Consider the following 13692-nt stretch of genomic DNA (forward strand, 5'->3'; position numbering starts at 1 on the left):
ACCGGTGAAAAAATTGGATTTCAATTGTGATATGGGTGAAAGTTATGGACCCTGGACCATGGGCAACGATGATGCCGTCATGCCCCACGTCACCTCAATCAATATTGCCTGCGGCTTTCATGGTGGCGATGCCCACATCATGCGCAAGACCGTGGCCAATGCCATCAAATACCAGGTACATATTGGCGCGCATCCCGGCCTGAATGACCTGCCAGGTTTTGGACGGCGGCCTTTTCCTATTTCTCCCGACCAGGCCTATGACCTGGTTGTGGTCCAAATCGGCGCGTTGGCGGCGGTAGCCAAAACCCAGGGGGGCCGCCTGCATCACGTCAAAACACACGGTGCCCTTTACAACATGGCCGCCAATAACGACGCGTTATCGCGAGCCATCGCACAAGCCGTCATGGATATTGACGGTTCTTTGGTTTTATATGCCTTGGCCAATAGCCGACAAGCATTCATCGCGCAAGAAATGGGCCTGCAAGTTGCACACGAGGTATTTGCCGATCGCAGCTATCAGGATGATGGTACCCTTACCCCCCGTAGTACGCCCGGCGCTATTATCAGCGACCCTATACAGGCCATACAACAAGTCATTTCCATGCTGGAAAAGGGCCATGTGACTGCACTTTCCGGCAAACAGATTCCCATACAGGCGGATACCCTGTGCATTCACGGTGACCAGCCTGGTGCTGCCGACTTTGCACGGCAAATACACGAGGCGTTAAAAAGGCAAGGGCTGTTATAACCCTTGCCTTGCACATGCCTGATGGTTTGGTGCTATTTACACCAAAACGCGCTCGATGCCACCTGTATTGGCATTCTTGACATAATCAGCCATCCAGTTTTCACCCAGTATATGGCGAGCCATTTCCACCACAATATAATCGGCATCAATGGCTATATCGCCCTGATAACGCGCCAGCCCCTGTAAACAGGAAGGGCAGGAAGTTAACAGCTTGACCTCGCCGGCAAAGCCATCAGCGCGCATTGCGGCTGAGTTCTTACGCAGCTCCTCTTCCTTGCGGTATCGAATTTGAGTGGAAATATCGGGACGGCTAACCGCCAATGTACCAGACTCACCACAGCAGCGATCCGCCTTGATGGTGGTATCACCCACCAGGGATTTCACCGTTTTCATGGGATCCTGTTGCTTCAGGGGCGTATGGCAAGGATCATGGTACATATACCGCTTCCCAGTGGCACCATCCAGTTTCAAGCCTTTTTCAAGCAGGTACTCATGGATATCAATCAGGCGGCAGCCCGGAAATATCTTTTCAAACTCATAGCCTGCAAGCTGATCGTAACAGGTACCACAACTGACGACAACCGTTTTAATATCAAGATAGTTCAGAGTAGTCGCCATCCGGTGGAACAGGACCCGGTTGTCGGTAATGATCTGTTCAGCCTTGTCCAGTTGGCCGTTACCACGTTGTGGATAGCCACAGCACAGATAGCCCGGTGGCAGTACGGTTTGTACCCCGGCATGCCACAGCATGGCCTGGGTGGCCAACCCTACCTGGGAAAACAGGCGCTCTGACCCGCAACCCGGGAAATAGAACACAGCTTCGGTATCGGCACTGGTTTTATGTGGATCACGAATAATCGGCACAAAATTCTTATCTTCGATATCCAGCAGTTTACGGGCACTTTGCTTAGGCAAACCACCTGGCATTTTCTTGTTCACGAAGTGAATGATTTCTTCGCGCAGGGAAGCACGCCCAATTGTTGCTGGCGGATGGGCCGTTTGTTTTTTGACAACCGAACTAAGGACCTCATTACCCAGTCGCTGGGCCTTGTAACCAAGATCCATGACCTTGCGGGTCACATTAATCGTGGTGGGGTCAGTGGCATTCAGGAAAAACATGGCGGCCGTTTTGCCTGGACGAACCGATTGCTTGCCCATACGATTGAGTACCGTCCGCATGGCCATGCTAACGTCCCCAAAATCAATATCCACCGGACAGGGGTTATAGCACTTGTGGCATAAGGTGCAATGTTCGGCAACATCTTCAAACTCGGACCAATGTTTCAGGCTAATGCCCCGGCGGGTTTGTTCTTCATACAGGAATGCCTCAACCAACAGGGAAGTGGCCAGAATCTTGTTGCGTGGCGAGTACAGCAGGTTGGCCCGTGGCACATGGGTGGCACAGACCGGCTTGCACTTGCCACAACGCAGGCAATCCTTGATAGAACTTGAGATGGCGCCAATATCACTTTGCTTCATGATCAGGGATTCATGGCCCAACAGGTTGAAACTGGGCGTCCAGGCATTGCGCAGGTCGGAACCCGCAAACAGCTTGCCCGCATTGAATCGCCCTTCGGGGTCAATTTCCTGCTTGTACTGGCGGAACGGAGCCAGTTCGGCGTCAGTCAGGAATTCCAGCTTGGTCAGGCCAATGCCGTGCTCACCTGAAATCACCCCGTTCAGGTCACGAGCAATTTGCATGATGCGCACAACCGTTTCATTGGCCTCACGCAGCATTTCATAATTGTCCGAGTTAACCGGAATATTGGTATGCACATTACCGTCACCGGCATGCATGTGCAAGGCAACAAACACCCGGCCTTTCAGGACGCGGTCATGAATAGCCTGCATCTCGGTAAGGACTGCCGCCCTGTCCGCACCAGAAAAAATCACTTCCATTTTGGCCAGGATTTCTTTCTTCCAGGAAATCCGAATGGTGCGATCCTGCAATACATCAAAAATCCGGCACTCGGGCTGCTCCTGCAATCGCGGCTTCAGGACTTCCATCAACTCGTCCATACCCAGCAGGGAAAGTTTTTCAAGGCTGCCAGCCAGGGACTCATCCATATTGTTCAGCAACCATGACCAGCGCGAAGCCGTCAAGCCAAGCACCTCACGGGCTTCTTCAATGCGGCTGCCAATCACTTCTTCACGGGTCAGCTCTTCATCAAGAAAATCTTCCGATTTGTAAACGGGCAATTCGGTATCAAGAAAAGCCTCAAGCTCTTCTACCAGCTTGAGTTTGTTACGGGTAGACAACTCAATATTGATACGTTCGATTTCTTCGGTGTATTCACCCATGCGATCAAGGGGAATCACAACGTCTTCGTTGATTTTGAACGCGTTGGTATGACGGGCAATCGCGGCGGTACGGGAACGGTCAGCCCAGAATTTCTTGCGTGCCTCGGCACTGACCGCAACGAAGCCTTCCCCGCTACGGCCATTGGCCAGGCGCACCACCTGACTGGCGGCCGCAGCCACCGCATTTTCATCATCACCGACAATATCGCCAATCAGCACCATTTTCGGGAAAGCGTCGCGTTTGCTCTTGGTAGCATAACCCACCGCCCGCAAATAGCGCTCGTCCAGATGCTCGAGTCCGGCCAGTATGGCACCGGTTTTACGGCCTTCGGTATCAAGATAGTCCTTGATTTCAACAATTGACGGCACAGCATCACGGGCCTGCCCGAAAAATTCAAGACAGACCGTGCGGGTATGCTTGGGCATGCGGTGCAGCACCCAGCGGGCAGAAGTAATCAGCCCATCACAGCCTTCTTTCTGGACACCAGGCAAACCGGCCAGAAATTTATCGGTAACATCCTTGCCCAGACCTACTTTACGGAAGGCACTGCCTTCGATATCGATAATTTTTGTACGCAGTTCTTTTGTGCCCGGCGCATAACGGCCGTCAAACCACTTCACTTCAAAGCGGACCTGTCCGGCATCATGGATTTTGCCCATATTGTGCTCAAGACGGGTGACCTCAAGCCAGTTACCATCGGGGTCTACCATCCGCCACCAGGCCAGGTTGTCTAACGCGGTTCCCCAGAGCACGGCTTTCTTGCCACCGGCATTCACGGCCACGTTACCGCCAATACAGGAAGCTTCTGCAGAGGTTGGATCTACGGCAAATACAAACCCGGCAGCCTCAGCCGCCTCAGAAACCCGTTTCGTAACCACACCGGCGCCAGACAGAATCGTGGCAACAGGCTCTTGCAACCCGGGCAGGACAAGCTGTTCTACTGCAGAGAGCGAATCCAGTTTCTCGGTGTTAATCACGGCAGAGCGCCATGACAGGGGAATGGCACCCCCGGTATAACCCGTACCACCCCCACGGGGTATGATGGTTAGCTTAAGCTCGAAACAGGCACGCACCAGGGCCGCCATTTCCAGTTCGGAATCAGGCGTCAGGACAACAAAAGGATACTCGACACGCCAGTCGGTCGCGTCGGTGACATGGGAAACCCGTGACAAACCGTCAAACTTGATATTGTCTTTCTGGGTAATACGACCCATTTCCTGCAGCACTTCAGCACGCAGGGTTTCGGTATACTCGAATTCCGCCTCAAACTCGATCACTGCCTTATGGGCGCGCCTGAGCAGCTCCTGGACCTTGCTGTCATTTTCTTTGTTTGAAGGTTCACGACGACGGTTGATTTCGTTGAGTCGATGGTTAAGCGCCTCTATTAGCAGGCCACGACGTTTGGGATTGTCTAACAAGTCATCCTGAAGATAGGGGTTGCGCCTGACCACCCAGATATCCCCCAAAACTTCGTACAACATACGCGCAGAACGACCCGTTTTGCGAACCCCCCTGAGATCGGACAGCAAATCCCAGGCATCACTACCCAAGAGGCGGCCAACCACTTCCTTGTCTGAAAAGGAAGTGTAGTTATAAGGAATCTCACGCAAACGCCGGACCGGCCCGGCTTGCTCTGCTTCTGACAAAATCTGGGTATCAATAGGTGCGTTCATACTAATAAAAGGCTGGATGAATTTGAAATATATCTGAGGATAAATATCATTTTACGCGGAGAACCCGAAATTTATTAAAGTAAACTGGCTTTATCCTAAAACAGACGCAATAAAACAGCAGTCATGAGCACATATCGCACAAATTTGCCAATTGCCATATAAAAAATACAGGGTAACAAGCGCAGTTTCATCCATCCTGCAACACTGCATAAGGGATCACCCACAATGGGTAGCCAGGAAAACAACAATGCCCAGGGACCCATTTTCCGCAAATACACAGCCAGTTTCCTGAAATAGGTACCACCCAGTTTTTGTTGCTTGCGACGCCTTTCCTGCAAGCGTGCTGCCGGACTTTGCCCATCAGCAAACTGATGCGTTTTTTTCCAGTGATCCACCCCTTTTTTGGCCCAATAGCCCATATAGTAGGACACCACGCCGCCAATTGTATTACCTGCCGTTGCAACCAATACGGCCGCCCAGAACATATCGGGGGACAACTTGAGATAAGCAAACACGGCTGGCTCAGAGCCCATGGGCAACAAGGTTGCTGACACCAGGGCAATCAAAAAAATAGCCGGCAACCCCACTGCGGGCAAAGCCAATGTTTGCAGCAGCCATTGCACGGCTCCCATCATTTCATTTTCCATACTACCTGTAACTCACGTAAATTTTTATGAACCGGTCCTGATTCAAGTCTGGGCAAACCGGAAGTTGCTATGTTAATCTGTAATATATTGTTTGATCCTTAACTCCCCCAACATGTCCACAGATTATCTAAAACGTATTTTGACATCAAAAGTTTATGATGTTGCCACAGAGACCCCACTGGAACCCGCAAAACTGCTTTCTGCCCGTATCCAGAATACTATTTTGCTTAAACGTGAGGATACTCAATCCGTTTTTAGCTTCAAGATCCGGGGAGCCTACAATAAAATGGCCAATATGTCAGCCGAAGCACGCTCACATGGCGTGATTTGCGCCTCGGCAGGCAACCACGCCCAGGGCGTTGCGCTTTCCGCCAAAAAATTGGGTTGCCGTGCCGTGATTGCCATGCCTGTCTCCACTCCCAAGGTCAAGGTAGATGCGGTCAGGCGCCTGGGGGGTGAAGTCGTGCTGCACGGCGGCAGTTATACCGAAGCCTACGAACACGCCCTAACGCTGCAAAAAGAACAAAACCTGACTTTCGTACACCCTTTTGACGACCCCGATGTGATTGCCGGCCAAGGTACCATTGCCATGGAAATCCTGCGCCAGCAACCCAATTCCCTGGATGCCATTTTTGTGTGCATTGGCGGTGGCGGCCTGATTGCCGGCATTGCCGCCTACATCAAGCAATTACGCCCGGATATCAAGGTAATCGGTGTCCAAACCGAAGACTCGGACGCCATGATCCGCAGCATTCGGGCCGGACGTCGGGTTACCCTGAACGATGTCGGGCTGTTTGCCGACGGCACAGCGGTCAAACAGGTGGGCGTTGAAACCTTCCGCCTGGCAAAAGAATATGTCGATGATTTCGTGACGGTAGACACAGATGCCATTTGTGCCGCCATTAAAGATGTTTTCCAGGACACCCGCAGTGTTCTCGAGCCCTCGGGTGCCTTGGCGCTGGCGGGTGCCAAGCGCTATCTGGCTGAACACAAATGGAAAAACAAAACCGTGGCAGTCATCACTTCCGGCGCGAACATGAACTTCGACCGCCTGCGTTTTGTGGCCGAACGTGCCGATGTCGGTGAAGCCAAAGAAGCTATTTTTGCCGTCACCATGCCCGAAATCAAAGGCAGCTTCAAGCAGTTATGCACTGCCTTGGGTTCCCGCAACGTGACCGAATTCAATTACCGGATCTCGGATGCCAACAAGGCTCATGTGTTTGTGGGTGTCCAGATAAGCTCGGTGGAAGAGGCGGAAAAAGTGGCGACCCGCTTGCGTCGCAAAAAATTCGATGTCCTTGACCTGACTTCCGATGACTTGGCCAAATCACACCTGCGCTATATGGTGGGCGGGCATTCGTCTCTGGCAGAAAACGAAGTATTGTACCGCTTTGAATTCCCCGAGCGCCCGGGTGCCTTGATGAAATTTCTCGACACCATGAATCCTGAATGGAATATCAGTCTCTTCCATTACCGGAATCAAGGAGCCGATTACAGCCGCGTCCTGGTAGGCATCCAGGTGCCACCGGCAGACAAAAAAGCCTTCAAGGAATTCCTGTCAACTATTGGTTATCCATTCGTCAAGGAAACCGACAATCCCGCCTACAAACTGTTTTTATAAGCGGTTACTGCATCAAGACAAAAACGGGGCAATGTTAATTTGCACCGTTTTTATTCCATTTATCAGAACTCACAAACCGTAAAAACCGACAAACCGCTTTCGCGGATCAGCGTGGATCCACCAAGATCGGGCAAATCTATAATAGCTGCGGCCTCAACCACATTGGCACCCAGACGCTGCAACAAACGACTTGCCGCAACCATGGTACCACCGGTGGCAATCAGGTCATCAACCAGCAAAACCCGTTGGCCAGGCAGCACTGCGTCCGTGTGCATCTCGACACTGGCATTGCCATATTCCAGCTTATATTCTTCGGCTACCGTATTGAAGGGCAATTTGCCGCTTTTACGCACCGGTACAAAACCCAGATTCAGTTCATAGGCCAGCACACTGCCAATAATGAATCCACGCGCATCGACACCGGCTACCAGATCCATGCGCTGGCGCATGTAACGGTAAACAAAAATATCAATCAAGGCACGAAAGCTGCGCGGATCCTGAAGCACGGGCGTAATATCCCGAAATGTAATGCCTTCCTTGGGCCAGTTAGGCACACTTCGTATCGCATTACGAACAAGCTCATTGGGATCAATCATCATGGTTTCTCAAGGTAGGTTGATGAAATTTACGAAAAAACACGGTTATCGTGCCAACGCCTGGTCTGCTGCTGAAATCGTAACAGTCGAAGAAACGCGTCTGGCCTTTTCCAGCGCCTGCTGCACCTCTGCCGCCGATGCCAGGGCAACGCCCATACGCCGTTTTACATAAGACTCTGGCTTGCCAAACAAGCGCAAGTCGGTTCCCTCTTCTGCCAGTGCCTGCGCCACATTGGCAAATTTTATGGCCTTGGCTTCAATACCGCCATAAATCACGCTGCTGGCACCCGGCTGACGCAATTGCGTATTAACCGGCAAACCCAGCAAGGCCCGGGCATGCAAATCAAACTCGCTTTGTAACTGGCTGATCATGGTAACCATGCCGGTATCATGGGGTCGCGGACTGACTTCGGAAAACCAGACCTGCTCACCTGCCACAAACAATTCCACCCCAAACACACCCATGCCGCCAAGGTTTTCAGTTACGGTTCGGGCAATTTCCCGGGCTTTGTCCAGGGCTTTCGGGTTCATGGGATGCGGCTGCCAGCTTTCAATATAATCACCATCAAGCTGTTTATGGCCAATCGGTTCGCAAAAAGCGGTCTGGACCTGACCGCTAACGGGATCACGATATCGAACCGTCAGCAGGGTTATCTCATAATCGAAATTGATAAACCCTTCGACAATTACCCTGCCTTTACCGGTGCGTCCACCCTCTTGGGCATACATCCAGGCCTTTTCCAGGTCTGCGGCAGATTTGAGCACCGACTGCCCCTTACCCGAGGAGGACATGACCGGCTTGATCACACAGGGATAGCCAATTTCATTATTGATGGCTGCCTCAAGCTCATCAAGCGTATCAACAAACTGGTAGGGCGAAACCGGCACACCAAGGGTTTCTGCAGCCAGCCTGCGAATACCCTCACGATTCATGGTAAGTCGTGCGGCACGGGCGGTGGGTACCACCCTTGCCACGCCCGCTTCTTCAAGTTCCACCAGCAAATCGGTGGCAATCGCTTCAATTTCAGGAACGATAACATCGGGCTTTTCTGCCAAAATAATGCGCCGGAGCGCTTCCTTGTCAGTCATGGGCACCACATGTGAACGATGCGCCACCTGGTGAGCAGGTGCGTTTTCATAGCGATCAACCGCTATCACCTCTACACCGAACCGCTGCAGGGCAATTGTCACTTCTTTACCCAGTTCTCCGGAACCCAATAACATCACCCTGACGGCGGCTTCGGACAAAGGTGTTCCCAAGAGAGGGACTGACGAGTCTTTCATAATCCACTACACTTCCAAAAAATTGATACATAACCCGCTGATTTTCACCACATTATAGGGCCATGCACGCATGAAATACGGTTTTTTCGGTGAAACTGGCAAAACCATGTTTTAGTATTCCCGATATGATTAAAATCACGGAATGATGAAGAATATTGAATACGCTCCCGAAAAGGCGCTGCAAGCAGGACGCCGGACCATTCAGGCTGAAGCACAGGCGCTGATGGATCTTCATGACCGCCTTGACGAAAACTTCAGCAAAGCCATTGCCTTGCTCCTTGGTTGCCAAGGACGGGTTGTGGTTATGGGACTGGGCAAATCCGGACATATCGGCCGCAAGATCTCCGCCACCTTGGCATCTACCGGATCGCCCAGCTTTTTTGTGCATTCCGGCGAAGCGGTACATGGCGACCTGGGCATGGTCACGGGCAGGGATATCGTGATTGCCATTTCCTATTCAGGCAACTCCAACGAATTGTCAACCGTCCTGCCAGTAGTGCGCAGGCTGGGTACCAAGGTCATCGCCATTTGCGGCCATACCAATTCTGACCTGGCTAAACTGTGTGACGTGTTTCTGGATGCCAGCATCAAAAAAGAGGCTTGCCCACTTAACCTTGCCCCTACCACCAGCACGACGGTGGCCCTAGCCCTTGGAGATGCCCTGGCGGTTACCTGCCTTGAGGCGCGCAATTTTGGCGAGTCAGATTTTGCCCGTTCCCACCCGGGTGGGGCGCTGGGCCGTCGCCTGCTCACTTATGTCAGGGATGTCATGCGACAGGGCGATGACCTGCCACTGGTCCATCCTGACATTCCCTTGCCTGAGGCCCTGAAAGAAATGTCACTCAAACGCATGGGCATGACTGCGGTGATCAATGACAAAAATGAGCCCATCGGCATCTTCACTGATGGTGACCTGCGTCGCCTGATTGTCCGCCACGGTGACATCCGTCACCTTACCATGCATGAGGTCATGTCCTCCCACCCGAAAAGCATTGCGCCCGATGAACTTGCCGTCGAAGCGGCATCACTGATGGAAAAAAACAAACTCAGCCATATGCTGGTCGTTGACAAACAAGGCATCCTTGTGGGTGCCATGCACATGCACGACCTGATGGTTGCAAAGGTTATTTAAAGGCTTATGAAACCCACTCTATCCATTCCCCATCCCGCTGAATCCCTGGTACTTTCAAAAGTACCTGCCCACATACGTGAAATCGCTGCCACCATCAAGCTGGTCGCCTTTGATGTTGACGGTGTGCTTACCGACGGCAGCCTTTGGTACGGAGAAAACGGCGAACAATTCAAACGTTTTCACGCGCTTGATGGCCATGGCCTGAAAATGCTGCAGCAAAGCGGGGTGATTGTTGCCCTGGTGACCGGACGCGAAGGCTCTGTCGTACCTCGCCGGGCGGCAGAACTGGGGATTGGCGAACTGTACCAGAATGTCCGCGACAAAAGCCAACTGATTGACGACCTGGCCAGCCGCCATGGCGTGGGACTGGAACAAATTGCGTTTATGGGTGATGACATCATCGATTTGCCCGCCATGCACAAGTCCGGCCTGTCCATCAGTGTACCCAATGCCCCTTTGTATATCGCCCAGGCAGCCCAATGGGTTACCTCATTGCCGGGTGGTTCGGGTGCGGTACGGGAATGCTGTGACATGATCCTGGCAGCTCAAGGCGCCTTAAGCCAATATTTCCACTCAAGTCGACTTACCGGCCCAGTCATTCAATAAAAATGAAAGAACGCCTTCCAGCCCTGATCGCCCTGTTCATGCTGCTCTGCCTGGTTATTACCACCTGGTGGGCAGCCGATTATGCGCAGCGATCCATCCCACTGGACCCGCCAGCCCGCATCTCGCATGAACCCGATGCCTGGTCAGACCGTTTTATCATGCTTAGCTCTGATCCGGACGGTGTGCCCAAAAACCGTCTTGAAGGGGATTCCATGAAACATTTCCCCCATAATGACTCCTATGAAATTGTCAATGCCATCTCTACCGGGCAACGACCAGGTTCCGCCATTACCACCGGACGAGCCGACTTGGCGACCATGTTCAATAATGACAAAACCATCCTCATGCGGGGTAACGCCCATTTGCAGCGTTTTCCATCCGAAGACACCTCAGCCCTGGACATCACCAGCAGTGAACTGATCATCTACCCCGAAAAAGACATTATCGAAACCGATAAGCCGGCTACCGTCATACAGGGAAATTCCCGTATGAACGGCAAGGGAATGACCTACAATAACCAAACTCGCGAGCTGAAAGTTTATTCCAATACGGATGTTTCCATCTCGAACAAAGACCTGCCTTCCCAATCGTCAAATACCGACCAAGCTCCTGAAGAGAATAACCGGCCATGAAATCGTCATTGATAAAACTGATCTTCCCCTTGCTGATGCTTAACGCGCCCGTGCTGGCACAAGTAAGCGCGCCTGCCACCAACGCCCAACCCGAACCGGAAACCCTGGTACTGTCCGATACCCTGAATTACGATGACAAGACCAAAACCAGCGTTTTCAATGGCAATGTCATTCTCACCCGCGGGCAAATGAGGCTAACTTCAGACACCCTGAAAATCCAGGAAGATGCCCAAGGCTTCCAGCATGGTACGGCCACCGTCAACAGCGGTAAAGTACGTATCTTCGAAGAGCGTCCCGAGACCTATGAAACCATCCGTTCGGAAGGTGACCGTGCCGAATATAACGGCAAGAACGACACCGTCAAAATGATCGGCCATGCCATTGTCAACCGTTACATTTGTGGCCGTTTAATCGATACCATCAGGGGCGAGGTCGTTATCTACAACAACAAGAACAATACCTATGCCGCACAGGGTGGTCCGGCAGCTGTCGATCCCGGCCGCGTCCGTTCCGTCGTGAAACCGCAATCGGCGGCCGATGCTGCAACTGAAGCCTGCCGTAAACAGTACAATAACAAACCCATGCCCAGCACAATTAACTGATTTATTTTTGCATGAACACATCCGCCAGCTCCAGCCTGAATACCCATTCCTCTGCTTCAAAAGGCCTGCTCCAGGCAATCGGCCTGCGTAAAACGTATAGTGGCAGAACCGTCGTCCAGGATGTTTCCCTGTCGGTTTCAAGTGGAGAGGTCGTCGGCCTGCTGGGACCTAACGGCGCAGGCAAAACCACCAGCTTTTACATGATCGTCGGCCTGGTACCCGCCGATTTCGGACGCATCGAAATTGACGGACAGAACATTACCGGCCTGCCTATCCACCAACGGGCCAGGATCGGACTATCCTACCTGCCCCAGGATGCCTCGGTCTTCCGCCGGCTAACCGTCGAGCAAAACATCAAGGCGGTGCTTGAGTTGCAATATGACCCCAAAACCGGCAAACAACTTGACCGCACACAGGTTAAAGAACAGCTGGAAAACCTGCTGGTCGAACTGCAAATTACCCATATTCGCAACAATGCCGCACTTTCGCTTTCAGGCGGTGAACGTCGCCGGGTGGAAATCGCCAGGGCTCTGGCCACCCATCCGCGCTTCATTTTGCTTGATGAACCCTTTGCCGGTGTTGACCCTATCGCCGTGATTGAAATCCAGCGCATCATCCGCTTCCTGAAAAACCGCAATATCGGTGTCCTGATTACCGACCACAATGTGCGTGAAACACTGGGCATCTGTGACCGTGCCTACATCATCAGCGAAGGCAAGGTCCTTACTGATGGCGCCCCGGCAACCATTATCAAAGACCCAGAGGTACGCAAGGTTTATTTGGGTGAGCACTTTAAAATGTAAATGCGGGATGTTTGATTTAAGGCACTTGCTTTAAAAAAAATAATCTATAAACTAGAGTCATGACTAACTTAAAGTGATATGGATCTTCCAAAAATTCAATTACCTTAAGTTTTCTGCGCATGCACAATGCGGTTTAAAACACTCTATGGAGCAATTATATGAATATAAATATCAGCGGCCATCATTTAGAAATTACGCCAGCCATCAAGGAATATGTAGAGAGCAAAATAGGGCGTGTCCTCAAACATTTTGACCATGTTATTGATGCCCAGGTGATCCTGTCACTTGAGCCGCTTAAACATATCGCTGAAGTTACCATGCGTGTTCCAGGCAAAGATATTCACTGCGCAGCCGAAGAAGAAAACCTTTATGCAGCCATTGATCTCCTGAGTGACAAGGCAGACAGGCTTGTCATCAAGTACAAATCCAAACTGCAAGATCACTCTAATGACTCAACAAAACGCATGACTGTCGCATAAACTTGATGCAATATCAATACCTTGTAGATACCCAGCCTTCAGGCTGGGTTTTTAGTGCACAAAAAATATTAAAGAAATTGCTACTTTCTGCAAGAAAATCATATAATCCGATGTATGAACCAATTAACGCAAATTTTAACCCCCGAAAATACGCTTCTTGACGTAAGCGCAACCAGCAAAAAACGGGCATTTGAACAAGCTGCCCTGTTATTTGAAAACAATCAGGGCATTGCCCGTTCGGTTGTCTTCGACAGCCTGTTTTCAAGAGAACGATTAGGCTCTACTGCCCTTGGACATGGCGTTGCCGTCCCGCACGGACGTATTTCAAAACTGAAACAGGCAACCGCTGCTTTCATGCGTCTGGCAAACCCTATTCCTTTCGATGCGCCCGACGGGCAGAATGTACAATTGCTGATTATTCTGCTGGTACCCGAAAGTGCCACCCAGCAACATCTGGAAATCCTGGCGGAAGTCGCCCGTATCCTATCCAACGATACTATCCGGCATCAACTGCTATCCGAAAATGATCCTGCAAAAATTTACGATCTCCTGACGCAATCTTCCTGA

General features: G+C 51.6%; 13 protein-coding genes. 9 read left to right on the forward strand and 4 right to left on the reverse strand.

Going from position 1 to position 13692, the window contains the following annotated elements; translation table 11 throughout:
• Positions 1 to 4 precede the first annotated feature (4 nt).
• Positions 5 to 748, forward strand: coding sequence for a LamB/YcsF family protein (locus tag ACM5Q9_RS10030; protein ID WP_418144593.1), 744 nt, complete (start codon positions 5 to 7; stop codon positions 746 to 748).
• A gap of 36 nt (positions 749 to 784) precedes the next feature.
• Here the strand turns inward: ACM5Q9_RS10030 and ACM5Q9_RS10035 are convergent, their stop codons facing one another.
• Together ACM5Q9_RS10035 and ACM5Q9_RS10040 are read right to left on the reverse strand one after the other, a co-directional pair.
• A complete protein-coding gene (locus ACM5Q9_RS10035; protein ID WP_418144594.1) occupies positions 785 to 4723 on the reverse strand; it encodes a DUF3683 domain-containing protein in 3939 nt (1312 codons plus the stop codon).
• A gap of 95 nt (positions 4724 to 4818) precedes the next feature.
• Positions 4819 to 5370 carry a YqaA family protein gene (locus ACM5Q9_RS10040; RefSeq protein WP_418144595.1) on the reverse strand — a complete coding sequence of 184 codons (552 nt, stop codon included), beginning with the start codon at positions 5368 to 5370 and terminating at the stop codon, positions 4819 to 4821.
• 112 nt (positions 5371 to 5482) lie between these two features.
• Between ACM5Q9_RS10040 and ilvA the strand changes: the two genes are divergently transcribed.
• Complete coding sequence (ilvA, locus tag ACM5Q9_RS10045) at positions 5483 to 6991, forward strand: threonine ammonia-lyase, biosynthetic (RefSeq protein WP_418144596.1); 1509 nt, start codon at positions 5483 to 5485, stop codon at positions 6989 to 6991.
• A gap of 62 nt (positions 6992 to 7053) precedes the next feature.
• On the opposite strand, the gene ACM5Q9_RS10050 is transcribed toward ilvA, so the two are convergent.
• The gene (locus ACM5Q9_RS10050) at positions 7054 to 7590 is read right to left on the reverse strand and encodes an adenine phosphoribosyltransferase (protein WP_418144597.1); all 537 of its coding nucleotides are present in this window, start codon (positions 7588 to 7590) and stop codon (positions 7054 to 7056) included.
• Positions 7591 to 7632: 42 nt separating this feature from the next.
• Positions 7633 to 8871: a formate-dependent phosphoribosylglycinamide formyltransferase gene (gene purT, locus ACM5Q9_RS10055; RefSeq protein WP_418144598.1), complete on the reverse strand. Its 1239-nt coding sequence runs from the start codon at positions 8869 to 8871 to the stop codon at positions 7633 to 7635.
• Positions 8872 to 9013: 142 nt separating this feature from the next.
• On the opposite strand from purT, the gene ACM5Q9_RS10060 reads away from it, so the two are divergent.
• From ACM5Q9_RS10060 to ptsN, 7 genes are all read left to right on the forward strand, one after another.
• Positions 9014 to 10003: a KpsF/GutQ family sugar-phosphate isomerase gene (locus ACM5Q9_RS10060; protein ID WP_418144599.1), complete on the forward strand. Its 990-nt coding sequence runs from the start codon at positions 9014 to 9016 to the stop codon at positions 10001 to 10003.
• Between the two features lie 6 nt (positions 10004 to 10009).
• Positions 10010 to 10609: a KdsC family phosphatase gene (locus ACM5Q9_RS10065; RefSeq protein ID WP_418144600.1), complete on the forward strand. Its 600-nt coding sequence runs from the start codon at positions 10010 to 10012 to the stop codon at positions 10607 to 10609.
• A gap of 2 nt (positions 10610 to 10611) precedes the next feature.
• Positions 10612 to 11241 carry an LPS export ABC transporter periplasmic protein LptC gene (lptC, locus tag ACM5Q9_RS10070; protein ID WP_418144601.1) on the forward strand — a complete coding sequence of 210 codons (630 nt, stop codon included), beginning with the start codon at positions 10612 to 10614 and terminating at the stop codon, positions 11239 to 11241.
• Positions 11238 to 11843, forward strand: a complete 606-nt coding sequence (gene lptA, locus ACM5Q9_RS10075) for a lipopolysaccharide transport periplasmic protein LptA (RefSeq protein WP_418144602.1) — start codon at positions 11238 to 11240, stop codon at positions 11841 to 11843. The genes lptC and lptA overlap by 4 nt, the downstream gene beginning before the upstream one ends.
• Positions 11844 to 11854: 11 nt before the next feature.
• Positions 11855 to 12646, forward strand: a complete 792-nt coding sequence (lptB, locus tag ACM5Q9_RS10080) for an LPS export ABC transporter ATP-binding protein (protein WP_418144603.1) — start codon at positions 11855 to 11857, stop codon at positions 12644 to 12646.
• A 158-nt stretch (positions 12647 to 12804) separates the two neighbouring features.
• Entirely contained in the window at positions 12805 to 13125 is a 321-nt protein-coding gene (gene hpf, locus ACM5Q9_RS10085) for a ribosome hibernation-promoting factor, HPF/YfiA family (protein ID WP_418144604.1), read from the forward strand.
• A 114-nt stretch (positions 13126 to 13239) separates the two neighbouring features.
• Positions 13240 to 13692, forward strand: coding sequence for a PTS IIA-like nitrogen regulatory protein PtsN (gene ptsN / locus ACM5Q9_RS10090; protein ID WP_418144605.1), 453 nt, complete (start codon positions 13240 to 13242; stop codon positions 13690 to 13692).

Origin of the sequence: Advenella sp. RU8 (assembly GCF_048381675.1) — a bacterium.
Classification (GTDB): Bacteria; Pseudomonadota; Gammaproteobacteria; order Burkholderiales; family Burkholderiaceae_B; genus Advenella.